Below are 25,936 nucleotides of genomic sequence, written 5' to 3'. Positions count from 1 at the left end.
AAGACCCGAGGTATCATTAAAGCTTTGTAAAGACAAAAAAGTATTGATGATACCTCTTTTCTTCGTCATAAAACCTGGTTACCAAAATTGCATAGATGGTATCAAAAGTCCTGGAATACTTTCTGGAAATCTTCTTTCTGAAATCTTCAACAATAGTTTCATCTGCAGGATTTCTGCCAACTATATCGATCATCTGGCATACAGCCTTGAACTTTGGTATTATCACTCCATCGTGAAGCTTTAGGAAATCAGCATACTGCTTTTCAGTTATGAGAACGTAGCAGTCAAGATCATGATTGTCACCATTTATAACTAAAGCTGTTGTAAAGAACTGCAGATTATCAAATGCCTTCTGCATATGCATGAAATCTGGGTTTTTCGGATTGGTAGTATATGGAATATAGAACAATTCTTCTGTTTCTGCTTCGATGATCTCCCCAAGGTGATCCTGTGCATGACGAAAATAAGTTAAATCTCTTGTTGCCTTTTTTAGCAATAAGTCATATTGTATTAATTTGTTAGAATATATTTCTATATGGTCCTCAAGGCTTTCTTTGATCTGAGGATAGGTTAATTCAAAAATAGCATCTTTGGTATCAGATAGTGAATACCCAAGTGATCTGTACTTCAAGATGTCTATAAGGGAACATACATCCCAGTAACTATACTCCCTGTATCCATTGTCCGGGTTAAAGCGCGGATTTAATAAACCAAGGCGTTCATAATGCCTTAGGGTTTCTCTGGTTATGCCAAAGATCTGGCACATGTTTTTGGTGGAGTATTTTGTACTTATCATATTGAACCTCTTACTTGCTATATAACTATATTATATCGTATTTAAGAGGGATTAATAAATAATTGAAATAATAGCGAGGTTTAAAATGGACACAAATCAGCTTATGGTTCTAGGCCAGCAGACTGGAACTTACCAGGCACTTATTGTAAGCATCAGCAATGAACTCTTTGCAATCCCGTTATCAACTATTTTATCTATAGAAAATGTGGCTGTATCTGAGCTTAGCCAGGTAGACAACGACGATGTTATCTATTTAAGAGGCAAGGTCATTCCTCTTGTTTATCTCGACAGAGTATTCAACATGGAGCCTTCACCTAAAAAAGAGAATCTGTCAGTAGTTGTCTGCATGTACAACCACTCTTACTTTGGTTTTGTAGTAGATGCATTAAACGGTCAAAAAGAGATTGAGACCAAGTCTCTTGGCGTTCTTGATGACAATGACTTTTTCACAGGGGCATCAATCCTTGATGATGATGTTGCCCTTATTCTCAATATTCCTTCATTTGTAACAGAGGAGGTGCGCAATGGCTGAACTTGCAATTTATGAGAACATAACAGAAAACGAAAAGCGTTACCTTGTTTTTGGTGTAAAAAACGAGAAGTTTGCTTTTGATATTACAAACGTCAATAACATCGTACAGATGGAAAAGATCAGACCTGTTCCATGTGCACCAAAATGTTATAAGGGCGTTATCAATTTAAGAGGCGAGATCATTCCTGTAATGAGCCTTCACACAAAGTTTAATCTGGGTGATGACAATATCACTCCAAACTCTAAGATCATCATCCTTAACGTTGATGAAAACAAGCAGATAGGTGTGATCGTAGATACCGTAAAAGAAGTACTTACTATTTCTGAAGATGAAATAGAAAAGCCATCTCCTTTCCTTAAGAAAGAAGAATCAAATGTATCAGGAGTCAGCAAGATCAAAGACTCTCTTATTTCTATCATTGAAGTAAGTTCCATTATGTAAAAAATGAGCCCTAGGGACGGAGGTTATGGCTCATTTTGCATACAATAAGATACAGCCTGGGTTTTCCCCAGGCTGTATCTTTTCTTTTTTCTTAAAAATGAGCCATAACCTCCGTCCCTAGGGCTCATTTTTGTTTTTGTCTCTTACTTAGTACTATACTCTGAAGCAGAATGAAAAAGCACAACATACCTCCAGTTGTGATACTCTGCCACCATGGATCTTTAAGTCCACTTGATACAACGATCTTCTTGATAGTTGTAAGGGTCATGGTTCCAAAGAATGTTCCAATGATATTACCAACACCGCCAGTAAGAAGTGTTCCACCGATGATAGATGAAGCAATTGCGTTCATCTCCATTCCTGCTGCATTCGTGGCATTTCCTGCGCCTGTATGCATCATAAGTACAAATCCTGAGATACCACTTAGAAGTCCGCTTAAAAGATAGCTCATAAAACGTGTCTTTTTAACATTGATTCCAAGCATCAATGCGCTCTGCTGGTTTCCACCCATTGCGTAAAAGTTCCTACCAAGGCGATTGAACATCAGTATTACGAATACAGTGATCACACACAGTAAAGCTATCACAACGCCAAGCTCCATTCTAGCTGGAACAAGGTTTCCGTTCTTGGCAACGTATCCAAGCCAGGAAATCTCGATCTTAGTATTTCTAAGGCTCTCAAAGGCTGCGTTATCAACCTTCTGTGGATTAACTGAAAGGATCGTTGTCATACCTCTTGCAAAGAACATTCCCGCAAGAGTTACTATAAATGGCTGGATCTCTAAGTAGCTTATAAGTGCTCCATGAACCACGCCAAAGGCAAGTCCTATTACAAGTGCTATAAGAGCTGCCACAAAAACGTTTCCTCCCTTATTAAGGTAAAGGATACAGCTCATGACTACCAAAGATGTAACGCCGCCAACACTGATATCGATGCCTCCTCCTATCATAACGATAGTAAGGCCGCAGGATACGATTATAAGGCTGGCATTGTCATTTAAAAGGTCGAATATCTGCTGAGCATGCAAAAAGCCTCCCTGGAGGATTGCCATTGCCAGGATATACATCACAATAAAGATACTGATGGTAATGGTCATTAAAAGCTGCGTATCTGTAAGAGGCTCTCTTCTTTTCTTAAATAAGTTCTTCATGCTGCGCTAGCCTCCTTTTTCTGAGTATTTCTCTTTTGCAAAAGCTTTCTGAATTTCTCCTTAACAACAGGTGAGCCAATAACTACAAGAAGTACGATAACGATGGCCTTGTAAGCCTTAACGTCTGTTGATGAAACCTTCATAGCATAAAGAGTTATTGTAAGCATCTGGATAACATACGCTCCGATGATACTTCCGCTTATTTTAAACTTACCACCGCCAAGGCTGTTACCACCTATAGCAACTGCAAGGATGGCATCCATCTCAACATCCAGAAGAAGTGTCTCGTGATTAATAAGTCCAAGTCGGCAAACTCCGATACATCCTGCAACTGAAACACATGCGCCAAGAAGGATAAATGAAAGGAGCTTTATAAATGTTGTGTTGATACCATTTAACTTGGCTGCATCCTGATTGATACCTACTGACTGAGTCAGAAGTTCAAGAGATGTAAAGTGGAAAAGAAGCTTGAACAAAATGGTCACTACTATAACTATGATAACCGGCATCGGAATTGGTATTCCAGGTGCAAAGGATCCGATTGATGAAAGGATCTGACTCGTAACTGTAGGTGTTGCACCGCCATTTATCCAGTAAGCAATTGAACGACCGCAGGTATAGAGAATAAGCGTTGCGATCATAGGCTGGATCTTAAAAAATGCAACAAGTGATCCATTAAATGCTCCAAAAAGCATTGCCACGAGGCATGAACAAAGGAATGCAAGAAGTACTGTTCCGCCGTTAATAGTTGAACCTGACTTAAGCACCTTTACGAATACTGATCCTGCGATGGCTGCTGCCGCACCAACAGAGATATCCTGTCCTTTTGTAGCAGCTGTTACAAGTGTCATTCCTATTGCCAGGATTGCAAGTTCACTTGCTCCGTTGATGATACTGATTAGGTTACCTGCAAGAACTGCGTTTCCATAATTGTTATGGGTTATTGTTATGCTAAAAAATCCCGGATCTCTTATAAGATTAAATATCACAAGGAGAGCTACTGCAATGATAGGGATTGCCAGCTGTCCAAGGTCACCTTTCAGGAATTTCCTTGAATCACTTTTCATTATGCCTCACCTCCTGCGATAGTCTTCATAACCTGAGCCTGATTAAGTTCCTGACCCTTCAATTCGCCTACGATGTGTCTGTCACGCATTACGATAAGGCGGGAACAGGTACGAAGCATCTCTTCAACTTCTGATGAAATGAAGGTTACGCTTACGCCCTCTTTTGCAAGCTTTAGTACAAGCTTCTGGATCTCAAGCTTAGTTCCTACGTCAATACCTCTTGTAGGCTCATCAAGTATCAGATAATCAGGATGTGTCAAAAGCCATCTTGCAAGGATTACCTTCTGCTGATTACCACCACTTAGTGAACCAACCGGTGTCTCACTGCTTGCTGTCTTGATATTAAGTGCCTTGATATACTCATCAGCAAAGGCTTCTGATTCGCTTCTGCTGATAGGTTTAAAGAAGCCGTTCATAACCTGAAGTGCCAGGATGATATTCTCACGAACACTTAATTCCGGAATGATACCATCTCTTTTTCTATCCTCAGCAAGATATCCGATACCATTTTTCATAGCGTCGATAGGATGGGCTATCTTAACTTCTTTTCCTCCGATCCTAACCTTACCAGATGTAACCTTGTCTGCGCCAAAGATAGCTCTTACGCTCTCACTTCTGCCAGAGCCAAGAAGTCCGGTAAAGCCGTTAACTTCACCTCTTTTGATGGTAAAATTAAATGGATTTGTTGCATCACTTGAAAGATCAGTTGCTTCATAAAAAACAGGACCTTCTACAGATTCTTTTGTATCATCTCCTGTGAAATCTTCTAATTCATCAAGTTCTTTTCCCATCATCTTGGCAACGAGCTGCACCTGTGGAAGCTCTTTTGTCAGATATTCACCAACAAGCTCACCGTTTCTAAGAACTGTGATCCTGTCGCTGACTTCATATACCTGCTCAAGGAAATGGGTTACAAATATGATTCCAACACCCTTAGCCTTAAGGTCTCTCATAAGACCAAAAAGCATGTTAACCTCTTTGTCATCAAGAGAGGATGTAGGCTCATCAAGTATCAAAACCTTGCACTGCATATCAACTGCACGGGCAATTGCCACCATCTGCTGAACTGCCAAAGAACAGTTTCCAAGCTGCTGAGTACTTCTTGCTGGAATTCCAAGGCTCTTTAGCTGTTCGTCTGCCTTTTTTTCATAATCCCTCTGTTTGATCCACGCACTCTTTTCTCTTCCGATAAACATATTCTCTGCAACCGTAAGATTAGGACAGAGCGTGATTTCCTGATAAACCGTACTTATTCCTTTATTTTGTGCATCCTGTGGGGAGTGAATGCTGACAGCATCTCCGTCTACGAAAATGCTTCCGGCGTCCATCTGATATACGCCTGTTAAGATTTTAATAAGAGTAGATTTTCCTGCGCCATTTTCCCCCATGAGAGCATGTATTTCGCCACTACGCAGCGTAAAGTCTACATTGTGAAGTGCTCTTACCCCTGGAAAGCTTTTATCAATCCCGCGCAGCTTCAGTAAGCATTCTTCCTGCATACCGCATCCTCCTTGTGTAATAAAAGCGCAGCCCGGTTGTCAATATTTAGCAACAAGGCTGCGCCATCAGGTCTTTCTAAATAGGATTATTCACCTAAACCGTATGTGTCGATGTCGCCCTGAGTAAGAGTCTTAGCATCAAATCCCTTTTCTTCATTGATGATAACCTTTGAAGAAGGAGCCTTGCCGCTCTTAATGAGGTCACTGATGATCTGAGCCTGGAATGGTGAACACTGTCCATCATAGTTCCATGAACCTGCAAGGAGCTCTCTAAGTGCCCACTTGTTGCAGTCAAATCCCATAACTACTACATCACCATCAACACCATGTGTGATACCTGCTTCGTCAAGTGCTGCTACAGCACCCTTAGCCATACCATCGTTCTCAGCGTAGATAACGTTGAACTTCTCACCACTGTTGATAACTGATTCAACAATCTTCTTAGCTTCTGCTTCGTCCCATGTAGCTGTCTGCTGTACAACCTTGTTCATTGTGCCTGCTGCGAACTGAGCATCAAGAGCGCCTGTACGGCCGATCTGTGCGTCAGAACCCATAGCACCCTGAATATGGATTACGTTGTACTCAGAGAGCTTCTGATCAAGAAGCCAGTTAACTGCTGTCTCACCCTCTTTTGCCATGTCAGAAACAACTGCTGCCTCATAAAGGCTCTCATCTACATCGATCATACGGTCGAAGAGATAAACCTTGATGCCGGCTTCCTTAGCTGACTGAAGGACTTCGTCCCAACCAGTTGTCTCAGCTGCAGAGATAAGGAGGTAATCAACACCCTCTGTGATGAAGCCCTGTGCTGCCTGAAGCTGCTCGTCATTCTTTAAGCTGTAGAATGCCTTAAGTTCATAGCCGTTCTCCTTTGAGAAAACTGCTTCCATGTCCTTAACGTTAGCTTCACGATAGCCTGACTCTGAAGGTGGGTTGTTAACTACACCTACTGTGATAGTTCCACCAGCTGATCCGCCAGTACTTCCACCTGAAGAAGCGCCGCAAGCGCAAAGTGAAAGGACCATTGCAAGTACCATTACCATTGATAATACTTTAGAAAACCTTCTCATATAGTTCTCCTCCTATTATATTGGGCCACTGGCCATTTACTAATAAAAGGGTACAAAATTGAGGTTTTTTAGTAAATCAATATTCATTTCGGCGTGGTTAAATATTATTTCATTTTACACAAGAAAGTTAAAAATTTTTTTACTCAGGTTGATTTTGATATCGCAAACGATATTCTGAAGGTGTCATTTTCATATTCTTTTTGAAAATATAGCTAAAATAGTGGGAATCGTTGTATCCTACATCAAAGGCTATCTGGGAACTTCTGTGATCTGTGGTCCTAAGAAGCTCTTTTGCCTTATTGAGTCTCAAAGATATCAGATACTCCGTAAAGGTCTGACCATTTTGCTGTGAAAAGACAGTGGAAAATCTGCTGTTACTCATTCCAACAGCTCTAGCAACATCCTGAAGCATAAGATTTGAATCAGTAAAGTGCTGAGTCATGTAGAGCTTGGCTTCGTTTATGACTGCTGAAGATTTCTTGTCGCAGGCGGAATCTCCCATCTCTCTTGTTCCAAGGATCCTTATCTTTTCATCATTCCTTTCGACCAAAAGATGTCTTATATGCCTTGCTGTCTTGAAGCTTTTGAGTATCTGCCCGGGACTACCGACAATATCGCCAATTCCCGTCCAGATACCATTGCAGCCAGCTCTTTCAAGTTCCTGCAAAAGAGCTGTGGCAGTAGAATACACCCTCTCCTCAACATCCTCCTGAGTATCACCAAGAACAAGAAGTCTTGTGCCAGTCCTGCTAGGAGAAGCATGAATCCTTCCAAAGCTGCTATCTGCCAGATCTGATGCTATCTCCTGTCCCTTATTTACAGGTTCAAAGGCTGAATCTATCACCACATAGTAAGGCGCATTTATAGGACAGCCCATGCCCCTTAACTCTTCAAGGGCATTTGCCGCATCCTCTTCCATTGATTCCTCTGAATATAAAGAGCCTATAAGTTTTTCTTTTACAAAGCGATTTCCTGTCTCCATACGGGCACGAAGACTCTCGGCATGTTCCCTGCTTTTTCTCTCTTCTTTGATGTGATCACTGACTCTATCAAGAGCCTGTCGCAGATCCTCAGCATTTATAGGCTTTAGCAGATACTCTTTTACCCCAAGCTGGATGCACTTTCTGGCATACTCAAACTCATCGTATCCGCTAAGTACTATGATGCTGACCCATGGCATCTGGCTCCTTAATATATTGCAGAGTTCAATTCCGTCCATAAACGGCATCTTGATGTCAGTTATGACAATATCAGGGTTCGTATCCCTTATCATAGGAATCGCCATCTCCCCGTCAGGTGCTTCTCCCACCAGGGTATATGGACTTTCGTCCCAGGGAAAAGACTCTCTGATTCCCTCTCTTACAACTATCTCATCATCAACCAGAAATACTTTCATTTTCTAAGATCCCTTCTCTGGTACGGCAAGGTACTCTAAAGCTTACCTTAGTACCGCTGCTATCACTTTCTATGTTCAGCCCCTTTGGCTGGTTGTAATAAAGCCTGATCCTAAGATTCACATTTACCAGTCCAAAGCCGCCAGAAGACTCACTTACTGAGTTTGGCTGACTTTTTTTCATGCGTTCTTTTAACTGATCCATCTGATATGGCGTCATACCGGCACCATCATCCTTTACTGAAAAGACAAGATCTTCTCCCTCAAGCCTTGCTGACACCTTAATAGTTCCGCCACCTCTTTTACTCTTAATACCATGATATATGGCATTCTCAACAAGAGGCTGTAAAAGAAGTTTCAATATATAGTAATTTCCAATCTCATCCGGTATATCGATTTCATATCTTAAGATATCGCGGTATCTTGTCTGCTGGATCTTGAGATAACCTTCAATGTGCTTTTTCTCCTGGCTTATTGGAATCCAGTCAGCACCTGATGAAAGGCTTATTCTAAAGAAATCACTAAGGGCGCTGGTAAGGGAAATTACTTCATCCTTGTCTTCTGCCTCAGCTTTCCAGACAATGGCATCTAAAGTGTTATACAAAAAGTGAGGATTTATCTGGGCCTGAAGAGTACGAAGCTCAGCTTTTCTTAAGTTTCTCTCATCCTCTACACTTTTTTTCATCATGGTCTCAAGTCTGTCAGCCATGGTGTTAACTTGAGTCGTAAGATTCCTAAGCTCTGTAACTTCCGTAGCCCTGATCCTGGCATCAAGGGTTCCCTCGGCAAGAGATGCGGCTACCTTCTCCAGATTTTCAATAGGCGTCCTTACGAAGGCTGCAGTTTTTTTCATAGAACGATTTCTGATCCAAAGAGCTGCGATAACTATGACTGCCTCCAGAATAGCTGTCGCGATGATGACCCCCTTTAATGTGCCACTCATCCGACCTGTAGAAGCAATCTCTGCAGCGATATAATCATTTAACATGGAATCCACAAGGGATGATACTTCCCTTATTTCCTCTAGAACTGCCTCGTTTTCCACAACAGGAACTTCAGCATTTATATTGTCCCTTATCTGGTCCACATACTTTTCTAAAGTCTTCATGGTCCTTCCGGCCACAATAAGAGATAGCCTGTTCTCCTGACCGGTCTTACCTGTAACATCATCTATGATCTCATCCACAGTGTGGAGTCTTCCATAGATCTTGCTCTTTTCAATGGTGTCCCTGCCACTTATGATATTCCAGGCTGTCTCCGGAATCTCTTCCGCAACGATCGGCTTTAGACTTGCTATTGTTTCCATTCGGGAAATAGCCATACTGTACTTGCCAGCATAAACAAGCATCAAAACAAGGCTTAAGAAAATAGGCATAACAAGCATGAGCACCATTTTATGGCTCATGTCGTTGATCTGACCGATGATGCTCTTTTCTTTTTTTACCTGCTCCATACTAGTATCCTCTTGGAGCCAGATCAGACAGATCCTGCTCGTCACTAAAGAAAAGTTCATTTGGATGGATAACTTTTTCTACTTCTTCGCCGTTTTTGAGCTTCTTGGCTGTATCCATCAGTTCCTGCCCCAGCATCGGTGTGCATTCAACAACGCAGTTTATTTTGCCCTCTTTAAGAACATCGATAGCTTCCTGACCGCCATCGATAGAAATTATTATTATATCCTTACCTGGAACCGCCCCTGCATTCTCAATTTCAGGAAGCGCCCCAAGGGTCATCTCATCATTGTGGCTAAACACCACATCAATATCATCCCCATATTTTTCCATGAGGTAGCGCATGCACTCAGCGCCTCTACTTTTTAAAAAGTCTCCATTTACGCTCTCTACAACCTGCATCCTTGGATCTGAGCTTATAGTATCCATAAATCCAGCCTGTCTCTGACGCATAGGCGTTGAATCCTCAGTACCTGTTATCTCAACGATATGGACTTCATCCATTTCAAGGCTGTCAGCTTTTCTGATGAGATACTCACCAGCCATAACGCCTTCATTATAGAAGTCTGCGCCAATATGGCAGCTTATCAGTCCTTCGCTCTTTGTACTGATATCTCTATCCACCAAAATTACCGGGATTCCTGCCTCTTTTGCCTCCAAAAGGACATTGTCCCAGCCTTCCTCAACTATTGGTGAAAAAGCTATTACATCTACCTGATAAGCGATAAATCTCCTGATAGCTGCTATCTGGTCTTCCTGCTTTCTGTTTGCTATTTCCAGCATCAAACTTACGCCAGACTCAGCAGCTTTTTTCTCGATATCGCTGGTGTTCCCACTTCTCCAGGCACTTTCTGTTCCGAGCTGACTAAACCCCAATAGTAGCTCAGGACTGTGCTGCTCCTCTTCCCTTTGGCCACATCCTGTCAAAAGAACTGTGGTTACCAAAAAAAGTGGCAGTAATGCCCTTTTTCGTATTTTTCCCCAAAACATATTTAGCCCCCATTGCTATATGTATTTATCTGTTATGATACCACATTCAGTACATAAATTATCAATATTATTGTATAATAAAAATGAATTTAGTCTGTTAAAGTAGGTAACTGTTCAACACGATTGGGAGATCATAACTATGAATTTGATTCTGATCGCAGCTAACGTTGTTAGCTCACTTTTTCTTTTGATCATTGTCTGTAGCTTCTACCAGCTTAAAAACATAGTTTTCCAAAAGACCAGATACTTTAGATATTGCCTTTGGGTAACCATAATAGGGCTTTTAAGTGAAGCTTTATCTTATGTTTTTGATGGGCAGCCAGGAAAAGGATATATTGCGGGAATCTTCTGCTTTTTGGGATATGCAATGCTCCCGCTGCTTGTCGTCATTTATGGTTTTTACGTTCTCTCGATTTCTGAAGAAAGTTTCAAAAGCAATGCCCAAAGATTCCAACGAATTAATGTTCCGCTTAATATTCTTGAACTTCTTTTCATCATTGCCGGTACCGTAACAGGAAATCTATATAGCGTAGTAAATGATACTATCATCATTGGCCCCTGGTCCTACTATGTTTCAGTACTTCCAGCCATTTCCTTCATATGTTTACTACCTATCGCCAAACATATTTATAATTTCTGGGGAGTAAAAGAATGGTGGACTATACTCCTTATCATATCCATTCCGATAGCTTCCATAGTATTTTTCTACGTCACGCACGCCAGCCTTAGACAAGGATTTATCGGTGCTGCTCTTGCACTTGCCATAATATACGTTATCATCCAGACCAAGATCATAACTGAAGCAGATATAGACGCGACTCTTTATAACGAGTTGTCTATAAACGACGCTCTTACAGGTTTAAGGAATCGTAGGGGTTATATGGAGATCGTAAATAATCTACCAAAAGAAGAAACAGTTGGAGTTGTTTTTTGTGATGCTAATTCCTTAAAAGCTGTAAACGATACCTATGGTCACGAAGCAGGTGACCGGCTTATAAAGAAGCTTGCGAATATACTAAAAGAAGAATTTCCAGACGGAAATGTCTGCAGGATCAGTGGCGATGAATTTGTCTGCATCTTAAATGATGTTGTTGATAATGCCTTTGCTGACAGAATGGTTGCACTTGCCTCAATCCTTAGAGACAACGATCGGATCGCATCTTACGGATTCTCAGTTGGCAAGGGTGAAAAGATCCTTGAGATCGTAAATAAGGCCGAGCACATGATGTACAACGACAAAGAACGCTACTACAAAGAAACAGGCAAAGATAGAAGACGATAAGTTGTTGGCTTCCCGAGAAGGGGTTGCCGCCCTGAAGTATTTATTTATTCATCCTTCGTATTTTTGTGTTCATGGCATTATATTTCACACTTAAAATCCTTTGAAACAAACTCGCCATAAATGGCTCAAACAGTGTTTCAAAAACAGGATTTTTAGTGTGAAATCTAAAGCTCATGAACAACTAAAAATACTTAGAGATTCATAAATTAAATACTTCAGGGCGGCAACCCTTTTTTCGCATATTCAAAAATCTTCCTGACTCATGAAAAACAAACATTAAGCTATAAAAAACTTATAGGACTTAATAAACAAATATCTATACTATATTAAATAATTTGCTCTACTCATGTACAACAGAGGCCTTTACTACTCTATTTATGAACTTGTTATATACACTAGTTATAAATGGAATAGAGAGAACTAAACATATCAGTAGTGATAATACTATACTAAATGCTATATTCATTGACTCACTTCCAAGATTTATTATTTTGGAACCAGCAATGGCTTTGATAATAAAGATGTGTAACAAGTAAATGCTAAGGCTGTTGCGTCCAAAGATTGTAAATCCAAACTTGCGTGATGGCGCAAGCCCTATGAGGCATAGGGTGATAACAAGGGCTATAGCTATCATGAAGATTCGCATCTTGGTCCCCGTTATGTTAGTAACTTCTGTAGCTTCATAGGACTGAATGTATTCGTACATCTTAACAGGAATAAGTCCTGTATAATGGGCATATACTACTGCACTGAGGCAAGTAAAAAGAGTAAGTGCCATGAGCCACTTAGGAAGCTTCTGGATAAGCTTTAGGTCAAACTTGTATCCAATAAGGAAAAATGAGAAAAAGCATATTGCTCTTGATATGGACATGAATCTATCAGCCTTGACGCAAGTTCCAATATACAGAGTAAATAATAATGATAATGGAACAATGAATCTAATCTTAGATAATGCGCCAATACTAACTCTCCAAAAGCAAAGGCATAGCAGATACCAATAAATAAGCTGTGGATATAAAAAGTTAGTAGGTGAATTCACATGCCAGGGTGAAAGTGCAAAAAGAGTATTAAATATTAGATAAGTTCCAAGATATTTAATTGTAATATCAGGAAGAGAGCTCTTAGACTTTCTAGCGAAGTATCCTGAGATAAAAACAAAGGTTGGCATATGGAATGAATAAATTACTGCCCTCGCTACTCCATACATGCCTTTATTTCCATATAAATATTCTATAGTGTGGCCAAGCACCACAAGAAATATCAAGATAGCCTTGATATTATCAAATCTAGCATCACGTTCTTTCATAATATCCTCTCCAAATTGTCAAAAGACAACTTAAAAGAGTATACCACTTCAGATAGCAATTCTCCAAGTTCCGTTAGCAGTATTGAAATACAGCCTAACAGTCCTATACATATCAAGTATCAATACTCTGCACTCATACACCTTATCTCTGCTACATACCGTCAGACCATCCGGCGTCGTGTAAACATCTTTCCTCAATATCTGCCGATATCCCTTAATTGTATAAGCTTCATAGACACCATCATCATTCATCAGCCTAAATCTCATAGGGATAATATTGCCATCTGCCTTATGTTCACAGATCACATCCACTTTATCAATTACCCTACTCATATCCCAAACTCCTGTTCGTATTGTAATTATAGAACAGATGTTCTGATATGTAAATATCTTTTTGTCTATTTCAGGCTCAGTGCGGCCAAAAACTAATTTCCGGCGCGTTCCTCGTACATTTCGAAGAAGGTCTTACCCTGGTCCTTGGGATCAATATCTACGTCTTTTGCATGTTTTTTCCAGTCGCTGTCTTCTGGGAGAAGTTCGTAGGCGATGTTGTGCTGTTGCCACTCAAAGGCCATGTCGTCAGGAGTTCTGTAGGACTCTCTGTCTAGGCCATGAATCTGGTGCTCGTCTGAAAGAGCTTCGCAGATCATGGTTATGTCAGAGTAATTAGTGATCTTGTATGAATCTTTTATTTTCCAATTGTCGGTAGTATAAATAGCAGTGAAGGTCTCTCCAGCATAGATAAAGGAGTAGGTTCCTTTGCTGTCTACTGCTGTAAGCTGTATATCTTCTTTGGAAGTCAGGATTCCGCGGCTACTTTCCTCTTCGGCGCTATCTGCAAAATCTGACTCTGCAATTTCTTCCATCTTTTCTCTTGCTTCCTGCATAGCAGTAGAAAGAGCTTCTGAGGCCGCTTCTGCTCCAGCTCCAACTCCCTCCTCTATTTCACCCATATCAGGTAATGTAATTTCCTGTCCACAACCTGATAAAACAAATATTAAACTTATTAGTAATAGTCCTTTTTTCTTCATACCCTGATTATACGGCATAACCTCACTATTTAGCAAAATACTGTCAATCAATTTTCACAATGAATTGTATATTTATCTTCCTTAAAAAGCTAATATTTGATATAGTGTATTTTGTATTTTTTGGGAAGGAGTTATTTTCAATGAGTGGACAACAATTTGACCCTATTACAGGTCAGCCAATCACACCACAAGACGCAACAAATAGTGCACCAAACACTACAATTCCGGGTGCACAGCCTTTTAATATCCCAGGTGCGCAGCCAATCAATATTCCTGGCGCTCAGCCTGTAGGAAACGCAGGTGCAAAGCCTGTTAACCCAGTGCCAGTTCAGCCGGTAACAAATCCAAATCCTACACCGGTTCAACCAGCGCAGCCAGTATTTACAAACCCAAATGTAGGTGCTACTCCTGTTCAGCCAGTTATTCCCGGTGCTCAGCCAAATGCAGGCGCTACTCCTGTTCAGCCAGTTATTCCTGGTGCTCAGCAGGCAGCAAATGCTGGTCAGCCAGTAGTTCCTGGTATGACTACAATAGCTTCTTATAGCGGAACTTATTCCCCTAAGAATCCTGCAGATAAGAAAAAGCTTATGATCATTGGAGGCGGTATAGCAGCTGCGCTTATCTTGATAGTTGCTATCATTGCATTCAGTTCAGGTGCAGACAAAAAGCCAAATGATCCAATAGATATTGCATCATCAAAGTCTTCAAAAGAAGATACAAAAACACCTGATGGCAAGAAGTCAGATGATCCATCAGAAGATAAGTCATCAGATGCGGATAAAAAGCCAGCAGCAAATACTCCAGCAAACGTAGATTCATCAAGTATGTTTGCTTTCACAGTTGATGGAGAGACATATTCATTACCTCTTCCAGTTTCATACTTCCTTGATCATGGCTGGACTTTCCAGGATGGAGCTGATGCAAGTGAGTTAATTGGTACAAATGAAACAACCTTCACCTCACTTAATTACAAGGGTAAAGACACCTACTGCTCCGTTGCGATCACAAACTACTCATTCAATGCATATGAAGCCAAGGATTGCTACGTTACAGAGATTTCTCTTTATTCAAGATCTCTTGAAAAAAGCGGTATTGAAGCATCGATCCAGAATGGTCAGATCATAATTGGAAAGAGCAAATCAGAGGATGTCACAGCTATCTTTGGTAATCCAGATCATGAGTACAGTGGAACTCTTACTTATTACAAAGATCACGATGATATGAATGTATTCAATACCATCACTTTCACATTTGACGATTCAACAGGTGTTCTCCAAAACCTCACTATCACAAATGAGGAAATGCCTGAAGGTTTCGACAGGGGTGAAGTTAATGAAGCTACTCCTGATTATGTAAGCCAGTACAAAGATCCTTCATCTCTTGGAGATGATTTCCTTTCAGGAAATTTCCAGCTTGGCGGTAAGGTATATAACCTTCCTGTTCCACTTCAGAAGCTCCTTGATGATGGATGGAGCATTGCTAGCAGCAATGTAGCTGGGGACTCTCCTATTGGTGCTGAAGAGCAGATCAGTATTGCTCTCTCAAAGGATGATCAGAGTATCTACGTTATGCTTTACAACAAAGGTAACAGCGCTACACTTGTTAAGAACTCAATGATCACAGAACTCTCCGTCTATATTTCATCTTACAGAGAGTCAGATTTTGAAGTTCCTGGTCTTTCTACCAAGACATCAAACACAGACTTTAAGGCTATGCTTGATTCTAAGGGAATCAAATATGAGTACAAAGATGAATATGAGTACTACAAGATCAGCCTTGATCAAGATGCTGAAAACTCTGACTATTATAACGGTTACAGAATCTATGTAAACAGCAAAGAAGATTCTATGGACTCTATAACACTCTCACGTAAGGGTTGGTTAGCAGACTGATACAACAAAAAAACTTCTGATTCAAAGCTTAATTGCTTTGAACCAGAAGTTTTTTTAATGCATCATATTCATCTTTGGTAATTGTCATGATTCCGCCGTGACGCTTCTTATTTTCTCCAAGATCAAATTCAGATTCATCAAGAACTCTGAATTTTCCACTAGATAGGTCATTAGTCACCATTGGAAGATATCCCTTGCCTTCAGCGTATCTATCAACTATGAGGCAATACTCATCTCTATCGTTGAACTTAAATATCTCAGGGCCTTCAACTCCTTCCATCTCTCCAAGTGTCTTTGAATCTATCAGTTTGAAGCTACTGTTTTCAAGGTCTTTTCCAAATTCAGCCTTGATCTTCTTGGTAGTCTCATCCTTGGTATATCTGTAGTAACCTTCCTTAGTGCTGATGATCGTTGAATCAATGATGTGATTGTCACTCTCTGTATAAAGCTCTGTATCGGTAAAAGAAGAAAAGGCCTTAGTAAAGGTTCTATAGATCTTTTGCTTATTATCTGTCATAGAAGCAAAGAAGATCATATACATTTCTTTTTCCTTGTCATAAATTACTTCAGGAGCCCATACACAACCTGCACCGGGTACTCCTACAGTTACTGCTCTTGGCCCTTCCCAGTTTACAAGGTCTTTTGATTCCCAGATCAGGATGTCTCTACTGCCGCCATGCTGAGCAACATCCCAGCCTTTGCCAGCTTCTATCCTTAAGTCTGTGGCAATGATCCAGTATTTCTTTTCATTAACAGCTCTTATGATAAATGGGTCTCTAGCGCCCTTCTCGCCAATTGTTGACTTCAGAACCGGCTTACCGCCATTTAGATCCTTCCAGTGTAATCCATCTTCAGATAAAGAAAAATAGATCTGTTCTCCATCCTTGTGTTCCCCTGTAAAGTGAACAAATAAATATCCGTATAAATCCTTCATGTTACTCTCCTGCCTGCTGTATTTTATCTAGTTTTTCAAAATGATTATATATAGCGCTTATTGCAAAGCACAATACACCACTTATGAGGAAGCTGATAGCATGTCCAATGCTGTTTTCATAGGAAATATCAACCATGATGAACTTGAACACACATATCATAGAAAGGACAAGGCCGTATATTCTAAGGCACTTTCCCTTACCCCTTAGTACAAATCCGCCTACGATACATACGATAGCAAATGCAAGTATTATCACGCTTACAAGATAGTTTTCACAGTCATTTGCAAGAAGGCTAAATAGCAGTATCACGCCAAACTTGATGCCTGCATATAAGAGCTCTCCGCCGCCATTTCTGATGTGCCTTCCGAGATTGACGCACCCAAGGACCACTGCAAGTAATATATAGCCCCATACCATCCATTTGGTACTAACATCAAACATAAGAACAAGTACTACAAGTAGCATACATCCATTTAACACGTTAAGAGCTATATTTATCGGACTATTTTCCTCGCCTTCTCCATAGGTAAAGAACTTAAAGCCTATAGCAAGTGCATTTACAAGAGAAAAAGCTGCGATTGAAATAAGCTCTGCCTCATTTTGGCCGATGCGAAGTCCCATTTCATAGCTAAACTTTGCAAGAGCAATCAGCATCATGAAATATGCTGTATTCTTCATAAAGTTCTTTTCTCCAAGAACGAAGGTCTCGACGATAAAGCAAAATGCAAAGAAGCAAAGTGCACAGAACGCCAGCATAACTGTAGCGTTACTACCAAACATATAGAACATTGTCCAGATTGCAAGACCTCCTGCCTGGATCTTCATAATGTCAAACTGTTTGAAAAGACCATAACACATAATTGCAAGGAACAGAATATAGATAATGCCTGTATTAATAAGCTGTGGAAGATCATATCCTGCGTAAGTTATAAGTATCAGAAAGCACAATCCGGTCCAGATAGCATTTATGATATTGAGGTTATGCTCATGGCTCTTTTTATCCTCTAATATCATATAAACCTCACCGATAATACCTATCAGCAACAGGAAACCGCATATAAGAGCTTCTTCATATGGTACATCAACAACTGTAACAACAAATGAAAACAAAGCTACGCAGGCTGAAAGCAGGGCCCATATCAGATTTTCTGACTGTTGGAACTTAAGCCTCATGCCAAGTAGTGCTACATAAGCCAAAGTAAATATGGCTGTCAGGATTCCAAGAGCAATGACTGCTGAAGTATTACTGTCAAAGTTAATAAAGATATTCACATCAAAGACTGTCAGCGCAAACAAACTGACACCGATCTGAATATTTCTGCTAAGGCGCTTTTTACTAAATACGAAAAGATATACCACTGCCATTACGATAATATATCCAAGCATAGGGAAAATGAGTTTGTAGCTACTCATATTGCCGCTAAAGAACACTGCCACCACAAAGCCCATGTCTGCAATGATCTGGAACAAAAGGCTCTTTTTCTTGTCGATGAAGACAACCATAAGTCCCCAAAGAAGTAGCATCACATACATCTCAATATCGTTAAAGTACATAAATACTGCTCTTGTAACTATGATGGACAGGTACAGGCATCCTTCTCCGCAGGCAAACAGCGCACTGAAGAAAGAATTTTCAGGTTTCTTTTTGTGGAAGTAAAATCCGATTCCTGTAAGAAAGATACTTCCTGTAAACATAAGACCAACCTTCACCACATCGCTAAGATATGGGATCAGGAGCTTTGCAAAAAGAACTAATGAAATGAATATAAGTATGCTGGCTGCGATTCCCATGAGATGTGAACCGATCCAGGATTCAGTGAAGATGCCTTTCTTGGAAATGTCTCTTCCCTGAGCATCAGACACATTAACCGCACTAGGAATATTAACCTGTGAAAAGACAGCCTGGCTTTCTGAAGGCTTCTGAACTGGCTGAACAGGTTGTGGTTCTACCGGTTGTTGTACAGGCTGTGGCGCAACAGGTTTATTGTATGTAGGCTGTGTATACACAGGTTTTTGGTATACTGGTTGTGTATATATACTCGGCTGTACGGGCTGTGTCTGCTGTATTTTTACTTCTTCCTGGGATTTTTTTATTTCAGATATTTCCTGAGCTACTTTGCCAAGCATAGAATTGATGCTAGACATCTGGCGCTGTATCTCAGCAACTTCTTTTTCAAGATTGTCTAAATTATTCATGCGCTCTCCCCTTTCAAATTCCCCAATAGCCACATTATACTTCAAATGTAATGGGGTATAAAGTTTATTTTCATTTAATATTTGCTACACATTTATGAAACATAAAACAGGTATTATTATCCTATCGTTCTATATAAACCAGAAGGGAAGGTAGACTAGATGGGAAGAATAGAATTTGAAATCGCAGAATATGTAGGTAACTACACCAGAAGACGTGGCTATCCACCTACTGTAGAGGAGCTTATAAGTACATTCGGAATAATTACAGTAATGTGCTCATTATTTTATATCTTAAATCTCTATAGGATCGGAATGATCAGAAACAGCCTGTTCTTTGGAACAAAGGGCTTACAGCTTCTGCCAGTAAAAACTAAATAAAGACAAAACTAGGGCTGTGAAAATAAATTCACAGCCCTTTAAAATGCATTATTCATCATTCTTCGGTAAGCGAAGCAAGTTCTGCTTCTAATTCCTCAATTTCTGCGTAGCATTTCTCAATTAACTCATTTATAACTTCAATTATCCGATTGATATCTTCAATAAGTTCCAAGGTCTCATCTAGTGCCGTATTAGTTGTGTGACAAATTTCTTCCCTATACTCTTCTGCTTCAGTTTCAAGATTTCCCTTCCAATCATCCCCATATGTCATATCGTAATGAATAACAGACTTATTGACTTCATCTATAGTTGTATACTGCTGTCTTATACAAAATCTTTCCTCTTCAAGTTCTTCTATGTCACGCCTATACTCTTTTATCTGTTCATATAGAGCCTGTATTTCAGTCAAAATAGCTCCTCGTCGTCCCAAAACTATCTCTTTCCTTTCTTACATAGAATATCATTTACTATACGCACCGTATTTCTTCTTAAGCTCTAAAATAGTATCTTTATTTTCATTAGTGCAAACAAACACCCCTGGAATGTCATAATACATATATCCAGAGTCCTCATAATCGCCAACAATAAATGCTCCAAGTGATCTTAGTCCAACCACATCTTTATTGTTGTTGCAAAATGAATAATGGTAAAAAATATAATATTCATTCACATCAGTCTTGACATCGTAAGTACCATAAAAATCTATAGAATACCTTTTACCAAATAGCCCACCATTTGCTTTTGCCAGGCTTCCCCCTTTTCTATCAATGCTAATAATATTTCCCTCTATGAATGATATAAAGTCTTCACATGTTAAAGAAGTCTCATTCCCATCTATAACATCATCAGAAAGTAACCTATTTATTTTTTCTTCGTCATCCTCATTTAAAGCAACTGCAATTTGCTCTATCACTCTATCTTCATATTTGGGATAAGTAAGAAAAGCCTCTATTTTACTCATTTTTTTACTTCTGTTTATGTCATTACTACTTCCGCATGAACACATAAGCATCGTCACGATTACTAATAGCAATATATTTTTTTTCATATACGCATGTCCTTATAAATTAAATTCTATAATCTTATCGCCATCTGATAATACTTTTACTTTCTCGCCATAGATTTCTAAAAAGTCGTTCCATTCACTGTCTGTAAGAAATGACATATCTATGGTATATGTAACAGTAGTAGCAATTAAAGATAATTCGCCATAGTTATTTTGCTTTGGATTAAAATCCGTTATCCACCACGTATCATCTTCCCATATTTCAGACTCAGTTCCGTCAACATATTTAACTTTAATCGTCATATGTAAATTCATATTGGTGGCGCATTCCTTAAAATACCCTGTATCTTTATAAATCCCGCATTCACCACCTGCTCCAAGATTCATGTAGTCACCTTTCCAGTACCAAATAGTATAGTTTTCTCCTCCATAAGAAAATTCCATTTGATCTGAACGCATCTCTGTAAAAAAATCAAATCCAGCATCATATAGTTCCATATATCCCATAAACTGCTGCCAGCAAGTACCAAATGTAATCGAATTATGGGTGTCTACGTGATAATTCCAATCTTTTCCGTACCTAAAATCCCATAAAGCTTTTGTAGGCCAAAAAAATAAAGAAGTTTTATCAAATAATTCATTATATTCCCCTGCTCCATTTTGGGTGAAACCATCCTTTTCATACCAGTACTTTGGAGTACCGACAGATGCACTTGCTAGATTAGTACTATAATGTTTCATGCCAAAGAAGACAGCATGCATCATTGACAGTGCATTACTTGATACTGTTAGCCTAGTATCCAGTTCATCAATTTTTTCTGGCAATTGCATGCTTTCAGCGTATTCGCATTCATCCCTATCAAACCTTACAAATTTATCTATACACTCATATAGATAGCCACTATTTTCTGAATCCCCACCACAAAACTTTTTATATGCCATCTTTGATGGTTCAAAATCAGGAATAGTAACCTTTCCATATTTTCCAAATTTGCTTTCTATAGCACGAGCTCTAGTTTCAATATCATCCCCGCTTTCTTTGACATCATGATAATAGTTTTTATAATGCCTTTCTATTTCTAGTAAAACATTAGTTTTTATCTTAGCTCTTGGATGGGAATCGACTTTACTTGAAAACATGTCACGCATATGATCATATAGATGAAGAAGCATTGAATTGGCATCTAGTATCTCATATTGAAATCTTTTTTCTCCCTCTCTTATATATTCTTTTGATGCTTCTGCTGCTTTTCCTCTATGTGTATCATTAGTCTCATATCGTTCAAACTCACACTCAAGCTGAAGCATTCTATTTTGATATTTTTTATGTTCCAGAAAAAGATCTGACATAAATGAAGCAACTATCTCAGAATCGTACTCTTTACTTTTCCCAACAATGCTCATCAGTCTATCGCCTCACTAATAATCTTGTCTTGCTTAATAAGTGAATCCCTGATTGTACTTAATCCATGAGGCAGAAGTTCACTTGCATGTACCTTATAATTATCTGCAAGGTCATAATATTTACTGGTATATTCCGACAGCAAATCAGTAATATCTGTCTTCGCCATTTTCTCTGAGTCTTTTACAAAAGAGCTATCTAAATGACATTGATACCCACTGGTAGCAATGCCATCAACTATCTCTGTAAACACCTCCGTGTCCATATATACTTCTGTAGCCAAATCTGTAACCGCCTTGTTTTCCCACATTTTTACTGCTCGTTGCACATATATGCAGTAGATAAGAGCATTATACGGCATTGTTACATCGCTTGCAATATATTACTTTTTAATTAATATAAAAGAACTATCCTAGACATTAAATCTAAGATAGTTCTTACCTTACTTATATAACTCCTTAACCTTCTCTAATTCTTCTTTGAATCTCATTTTTACTTCATCTGGTCCTGCGATGACTACTGAGCCCCCAAGAGCAAATATCCATCCAAAGAACTGATCACTTACTGCAACATCAACATTTGTTTCGGACCAGCCATTAGTAGCTGACTTCCTGATAGAAATGTCTTTTCCAAAACGATCAAGTAAGACTCCGACCATTTCATCCTTGAACCTAAGCTTTACCTTTGTCTCTTTTCCGCCAAACATTCCAAAGTTCATCTTGGAATAGGCTGCCATATCAAAGGCTGCGAAATGCTCTTTACCTTGGCGTTTCTTATCAGTAATCTTGATCTTGTTGATCTTATCTACTCTGTAATGCTTTATCTTTTGACTTTCATCATCATAAGCAATGAGGTAATAGTTTTCATCATCCCATGTAAGAGCCCAAGGGCTTACTTCGTAGCGTTCTTCTTTCCTTGGCACCAGTTCTTTTTGCAGGTTCCATTTAAGATATTCAAAGGTTATTGCCTTATTATTGATTATGGCGTTATGAATATCATCTACAGTGTAGTAGATACTCTCGTTCATGGTCTTGATACGGCCCTGAACTTCAACCTGTCTTTTCAACTGACTTGCCTCGTACTCACTTACAAGAGCTGTAAGCTTTTTGATGAGGGCATTAGACTTCTTTTCAGTTATGAACTTTGAAGCCTGAATGGCATCAACTAAGAGCTTAAGCTCAGCAAGTTCAAAGTGCTTGGATCCAACATGGTAATAATAATTCCTGCCTTCATGCTCTAGAAGCACATCAATTCCAAGATTCCTAAGGGCTTCCATATCATCATAAAGACTTTTCCTATCAGCAGTTATGCCGTATTCTTCAAGCATATCCTTGATCTGCGGCATTGTCAGATAGTGATCATCATCTGTCTTAGATATCATGATCTTAGCCAGATAATAGAGCTTTAATTTCTGATTAGTACCCTTCGACATATATTGATGTAACCTCCCAGTATGGAAAATTATTTAGCTTTCTTGCGGCCAAGTACTGATGATGTTACAAGAGCACCAGCTGCAACTACTATTATAAACAATCTTCCTGCATTATTGGAAGTATCATCTGTCTTTGCTCTTCTTGCTCCAAGAACTGCCTGTCCATTTTCTCTTCTAGCGCCGAGAACCTGAGCTTCAGGTGCTGGCTGTGTGAGAACTGTAGGAACTACAGGTGGCTCTGATGGTGGATCTGAAGGTGGGTCTGATGGAGGATCTGAAGGTGGATCGTCTGGATCCTCTGGTGGATCATATGGTGGTGGGACTGGTTCTGAAAATCTTCTGATAACTAGTCGACCTGCATAATTCCAAGCAATGCCTTGGTAGAAATTATCGCCAATCTCTCCATCAAGCTCTGATATAACAGCAATATTGATGCTCTGTCCTGGCTCCCATTTTGCATCACTTGGGAACTCCTTTACCTCTTTTCCATCTAATTCGAAATATGTTCTCCATGCTAAACTAAAGAATAGATCATTCCAAGCTTTAGCCACATCATTTCCAAAACTCACTTCCTGCCCTGTCTGTTCTTTAATTCTGTACTCTGCGTTTTTAATGAACAATTCGTCAATCTTGTCAGGATCATCATCCTCCAGCTTTTCCAAAAATTGAGTTACAGAACGCATATTTTTTCTGTAAAGACTTTTCTCATCAACACTTGAATCAAATTTCACATTATTTTCTTTTAATATGTTTCTACCTTCTTCAGTCTCTATCAAAAAATGCATAAGACTGGTTCCTACATAACCTGTACTAGAACCTAAGAAGCTGCCACTAGGAGTAACTAATATCTTTCCATCATCAGACTCTTTGACTATTGTGTACCCCATCTTTTCTAAAGCTGCTCTGTTTCTTTCTGAATCTGGAAGAGAGTAATACAGAACATATTTTGAAGGATCTTCAGTATATTCTACAGTATATGTCTCATCCGTATTATTTAACTTAAAATGAACAGAAATAGTATCCCCAGGTTCAAGAGATTGTTTAAGTCTAGGAGTATTAATAACTATCTCGTCTAAACCATCTCCAGTTACTTCTACTACAAAAGAATACTCTGTTCCATATCCACTGCTAACAGGTTTATATACGTATTTATATCCCTTATAAGTCTCAACTATACTTCCATCATCAAGAGTCTCTACACTGATAGGATCATCAGGACTAGCTGTAGCTGCAGGAGCAGCTGCTAAACGTAGCGAAAACAACTTCGTTGGCTGTTCTTCACCTTTGTTCTCGTTAGTCTCGGGCTCTGCGTCAATGACTTTACTTCCACTATTAAGCTCAGAAGCTGCATCTTCCTTTTTTTCTAATCCTGCTTCTGGCTGTTCCTCCTTCTTTTCCTGAGTCTCACCTTCAGTTAATGTAATAGTGATCTCACCATTCTCAAAAGAAGCAGATACATTAGCTGGTACCTTTGGCTCTTCACCCTGTGCTGGTTCTTCACCCTTTGGCTCTTCTACAGGTGCAGGAGCAGTAGCTGAAACCGCCTCTGCTGATGCAGGAGCAGGTGTCACAGGTGCAGGTGTCTCAGGTGCAGGTGTCTCAGGTGCAGGTGTAACTTCCTCAGGCGCTGGCGCAGCTGGAGTTTCCTCATCCTTTATTTCTTGTACTACTGGTGCTTCAGCTGGAGTTTCAGCTGAAGATGATTCCAGTGTTGCGTCATCAGACGTTGCATAAACACTGGTTCCTGGAACGATCGCAAACGATACGATCATAAGTCCCGCAAGTGCAAAAGTCATCACCTTGCGAAGCTTTCTAGAAACATTCCTTGTCATATTCCCCTCCATTAAGAAAATCATAAAAGCATTAAAAAATTAATAATTTGCCGTTAGGAAAAATGATACATGGGATGATAAAAAATATCAATATTAAATTTCATTCAATCTAATTATTCTGTGAAATTATATTTCATTGCGGTGAAAAATTTATAATTCCGAAAAAGAAAAACTCCCGTAAAACCAGTGTTTTACAGGAGTCTGACCAATTCGCAATTTCCTATGAGATTGTCCCAGAAATGTTCAAGTGGAGTTTTTTTTATGTGAGAAATAAGACTACATCCAAGTGCTCCATGAGCTACTATCAAGATGTTCTTATGTGGATCTTCTTTTACCTGAGGATAAACAATCTCATCCAAAAAGCTCTTACTTCTCTCGCTTAAATTTTCAAGTGATTCGGCGCTACCTGTAGGCACATAAGCTTCAGGCCTTACAAATAGCACATTTACAGGATTCTTTGGATCATCAAAATATCCAAGTGATCCTTCATATTCGCCAAAAGACATCTCTTTTAACCTGTCATCATAGATAATAGGAGTATCTGTGCCTTCGAGGAAAAGCTCTGCTGTTTCCTTAGCTCTTAAAAGTGGAGACGCATAGCACACATCAAAATGAAGGTCCTTATTCTTTTCTCTTGCTGTTATAGCAGCCTGTCTTCCTTCTTCAATAAGAGGTATATCAATCTGTCCCTGGAGCTTTTGCTCCTTATTCCACTGTGTTTTGCCATGTCGCATTATATAAAGCATTGCGTATCTCCAATCTACCTATAAAGTCCTACACATTATAACAAATTTTATGAAAAAAAGACCTGCCTTGCTAAATCAATTTAGCAACGACAGGTCATAAATTCAAAT

At 39.5% G+C, this 25,936-nt stretch carries 25 protein-coding genes; 5 read left to right on the top strand and 20 right to left on the bottom strand.

Annotation, left to right across the window (positions count from 1 at the left end; genetic code table 11):
* Positions 1–16: 16 nt before the first annotated feature.
* Complete coding sequence (locus BUA02_RS05525; protein WP_072701663.1) at positions 17–796, bottom strand: MerR family DNA-binding transcriptional regulator; 780 nt, start codon at positions 794–796, stop codon at positions 17–19.
* Positions 797–881: 85 nt separating this feature from the next.
* Here BUA02_RS05525 and BUA02_RS05520 point away from each other — a divergent pair, with 85 nt between their 5' ends.
* Both BUA02_RS05520 and BUA02_RS05515 read left to right on the top strand, forming a co-directional pair.
* Positions 882–1,328, top strand: a complete 447-nt coding sequence (locus BUA02_RS05520; RefSeq protein WP_072701661.1) for a chemotaxis protein CheW — start codon at positions 882–884, stop codon at positions 1,326–1,328.
* Positions 1,321–1,770: a chemotaxis protein CheW gene (locus tag BUA02_RS05515; protein ID WP_071175749.1), complete on the top strand. Its 450-nt coding sequence runs from the start codon at positions 1,321–1,323 to the stop codon at positions 1,768–1,770. Before BUA02_RS05520 ends, BUA02_RS05515 begins: the two co-directional genes overlap by 8 nt.
* Positions 1,771–1,894: 124 nt before the next feature.
* On the opposite strand, the gene BUA02_RS05510 is transcribed toward BUA02_RS05515, so the two are convergent.
* From BUA02_RS05510 to BUA02_RS05480, 7 genes are all read right to left on the bottom strand, one after another.
* A complete protein-coding gene (locus tag BUA02_RS05510; RefSeq protein WP_072701659.1) occupies positions 1,895–2,920 on the bottom strand; it encodes an ABC transporter permease in 1,026 nt (341 codons plus the stop codon).
* Complete coding sequence (locus tag BUA02_RS05505; RefSeq protein ID WP_072701657.1) at positions 2,917–3,987, bottom strand: ABC transporter permease; 1,071 nt, start codon at positions 3,985–3,987, stop codon at positions 2,917–2,919. Before BUA02_RS05505 ends, BUA02_RS05510 begins: the two co-directional genes overlap by 4 nt.
* Complete coding sequence (locus tag BUA02_RS05500) at positions 3,987–5,486, bottom strand: sugar ABC transporter ATP-binding protein (protein WP_071175746.1); 1,500 nt, start codon at positions 5,484–5,486, stop codon at positions 3,987–3,989. The genes BUA02_RS05505 and BUA02_RS05500 overlap by 1 nt, the downstream gene beginning before the upstream one ends.
* Before the next feature lie 86 nt (positions 5,487–5,572).
* A complete protein-coding gene (locus BUA02_RS05495) occupies positions 5,573–6,556 on the bottom strand; it encodes a substrate-binding domain-containing protein (RefSeq protein ID WP_071175745.1) in 984 nt (327 codons plus the stop codon).
* 139 nt (positions 6,557–6,695) lie between these two features.
* Positions 6,696–7,952: a response regulator gene (locus tag BUA02_RS05490; protein ID WP_072701655.1), complete on the bottom strand. Its 1,257-nt coding sequence runs from the start codon at positions 7,950–7,952 to the stop codon at positions 6,696–6,698.
* Entirely contained in the window at positions 7,933–9,402 is a 1,470-nt protein-coding gene (locus BUA02_RS05485) for a sensor histidine kinase (protein ID WP_072701653.1), read from the bottom strand. The genes BUA02_RS05490 and BUA02_RS05485 overlap by 20 nt, the downstream gene beginning before the upstream one ends.
* A gap of 1 nt (position 9,403) precedes the next feature.
* Complete coding sequence (locus tag BUA02_RS05480; protein WP_072701651.1) at positions 9,404–10,390, bottom strand: ABC transporter substrate-binding protein; 987 nt, start codon at positions 10,388–10,390, stop codon at positions 9,404–9,406.
* Positions 10,391–10,529: 139 nt separating this feature from the next.
* On the opposite strand from BUA02_RS05480, the gene BUA02_RS05475 reads away from it, so the two are divergent.
* Complete coding sequence (locus tag BUA02_RS05475; RefSeq protein ID WP_072701649.1) at positions 10,530–11,672, top strand: GGDEF domain-containing protein; 1,143 nt, start codon at positions 10,530–10,532, stop codon at positions 11,670–11,672.
* Between the two features lie 340 nt (positions 11,673–12,012).
* Here the strand turns inward: BUA02_RS05475 and BUA02_RS05470 are convergent, their stop codons facing one another.
* The 3 genes from BUA02_RS05470 to BUA02_RS05460 all read right to left on the bottom strand — a co-directional run bounded on the left by BUA02_RS05470 (position 12,013) and on the right by BUA02_RS05460 (position 14,027).
* Positions 12,013–12,978 (bottom strand): acyltransferase family protein, encoded by a 966-nt coding sequence (locus BUA02_RS05470; RefSeq protein ID WP_072701647.1) that lies wholly within the window; start codon positions 12,976–12,978, stop codon positions 12,013–12,015.
* Between the two features lie 48 nt (positions 12,979–13,026).
* On the bottom strand, positions 13,027–13,311 hold the full coding sequence (locus tag BUA02_RS05465; RefSeq protein ID WP_072701645.1) for a hypothetical protein: 285 nt from the start codon (positions 13,309–13,311) through the stop codon (positions 13,027–13,029).
* Between the two features lie 92 nt (positions 13,312–13,403).
* Entirely contained in the window at positions 13,404–14,027 is a 624-nt protein-coding gene (locus tag BUA02_RS05460; RefSeq protein WP_143147386.1) for a hypothetical protein, read from the bottom strand.
* A 122-nt stretch (positions 14,028–14,149) separates the two neighbouring features.
* Here BUA02_RS05460 and BUA02_RS05455 point away from each other — a divergent pair, with 122 nt between their 5' ends.
* Positions 14,150–15,901 (top strand): hypothetical protein, encoded by a 1,752-nt coding sequence (locus BUA02_RS05455; protein ID WP_072701641.1) that lies wholly within the window; start codon positions 14,150–14,152, stop codon positions 15,899–15,901.
* A 28-nt stretch (positions 15,902–15,929) separates the two neighbouring features.
* On the opposite strand, the gene BUA02_RS05450 is transcribed toward BUA02_RS05455, so the two are convergent.
* Together BUA02_RS05450 and BUA02_RS05445 are read right to left on the bottom strand one after the other, a co-directional pair.
* On the bottom strand, positions 15,930–16,835 hold the full coding sequence (locus BUA02_RS05450; protein ID WP_072701639.1) for a glycoside hydrolase family 43 protein: 906 nt from the start codon (positions 16,833–16,835) through the stop codon (positions 15,930–15,932).
* A 1-nt stretch (position 16,836) separates the two neighbouring features.
* Complete coding sequence (locus tag BUA02_RS05445; RefSeq protein ID WP_072701637.1) at positions 16,837–19,032, bottom strand: DUF2339 domain-containing protein; 2,196 nt, start codon at positions 19,030–19,032, stop codon at positions 16,837–16,839.
* Positions 19,033–19,191: 159 nt separating this feature from the next.
* On the opposite strand from BUA02_RS05445, the gene BUA02_RS05440 reads away from it, so the two are divergent.
* Entirely contained in the window at positions 19,192–19,410 is a 219-nt protein-coding gene (locus tag BUA02_RS05440; RefSeq protein ID WP_071175734.1) for a hypothetical protein, read from the top strand.
* Between the two features lie 55 nt (positions 19,411–19,465).
* Here the strand turns inward: BUA02_RS05440 and BUA02_RS05435 are convergent, their stop codons facing one another.
* The 7 genes from BUA02_RS05435 to BUA02_RS05405 all read right to left on the bottom strand — a co-directional run bounded on the left by BUA02_RS05435 (position 19,466) and on the right by BUA02_RS05405 (position 25,828).
* The gene (locus tag BUA02_RS05435) at positions 19,466–19,840 is read right to left on the bottom strand and encodes a YwqH-like family protein (RefSeq protein ID WP_178297609.1); all 375 of its coding nucleotides are present in this window, start codon (positions 19,838–19,840) and stop codon (positions 19,466–19,468) included.
* A 30-nt stretch (positions 19,841–19,870) separates the two neighbouring features.
* Positions 19,871–20,371 carry a DUF5104 domain-containing protein gene (locus tag BUA02_RS05430; RefSeq protein ID WP_072701633.1) on the bottom strand — a complete coding sequence of 167 codons (501 nt, stop codon included), beginning with the start codon at positions 20,369–20,371 and terminating at the stop codon, positions 19,871–19,873.
* 99 nt (positions 20,372–20,470) lie between these two features.
* Positions 20,471–21,820 carry a DUF4474 domain-containing protein gene (locus BUA02_RS05425; RefSeq protein WP_072701631.1) on the bottom strand — a complete coding sequence of 450 codons (1,350 nt, stop codon included), beginning with the start codon at positions 21,818–21,820 and terminating at the stop codon, positions 20,471–20,473.
* On the bottom strand, positions 21,820–22,128 hold the full coding sequence (locus tag BUA02_RS05420; RefSeq protein WP_072701629.1) for a hypothetical protein: 309 nt from the start codon (positions 22,126–22,128) through the stop codon (positions 21,820–21,822). Before BUA02_RS05420 ends, BUA02_RS05425 begins: the two co-directional genes overlap by 1 nt.
* 132 nt (positions 22,129–22,260) lie before the next feature.
* Positions 22,261–23,250 carry a helix-turn-helix transcriptional regulator gene (locus BUA02_RS05415; RefSeq protein ID WP_072701627.1) on the bottom strand — a complete coding sequence of 330 codons (990 nt, stop codon included), beginning with the start codon at positions 23,248–23,250 and terminating at the stop codon, positions 22,261–22,263.
* A 29-nt stretch (positions 23,251–23,279) separates the two neighbouring features.
* Positions 23,280–25,082, bottom strand: coding sequence for a hypothetical protein (locus BUA02_RS05410; protein WP_072701625.1), 1,803 nt, complete (start codon positions 25,080–25,082; stop codon positions 23,280–23,282).
* Between the two features lie 191 nt (positions 25,083–25,273).
* The gene (locus tag BUA02_RS05405) at positions 25,274–25,828 is read right to left on the bottom strand and encodes a histidine phosphatase family protein (protein ID WP_072701623.1); all 555 of its coding nucleotides are present in this window, start codon (positions 25,826–25,828) and stop codon (positions 25,274–25,276) included.
* Positions 25,829–25,936: the final 108 nt, after the last annotated feature.

Origin of the sequence: Butyrivibrio hungatei DSM 14810, from assembly GCF_900143205.1 — a bacterium.
Lineage (GTDB): Bacteria > Bacillota > Clostridia > Lachnospirales > Lachnospiraceae > Butyrivibrio > Butyrivibrio hungatei.
This window is presented reverse-complemented; position numbering and strand designations above follow the sequence as displayed.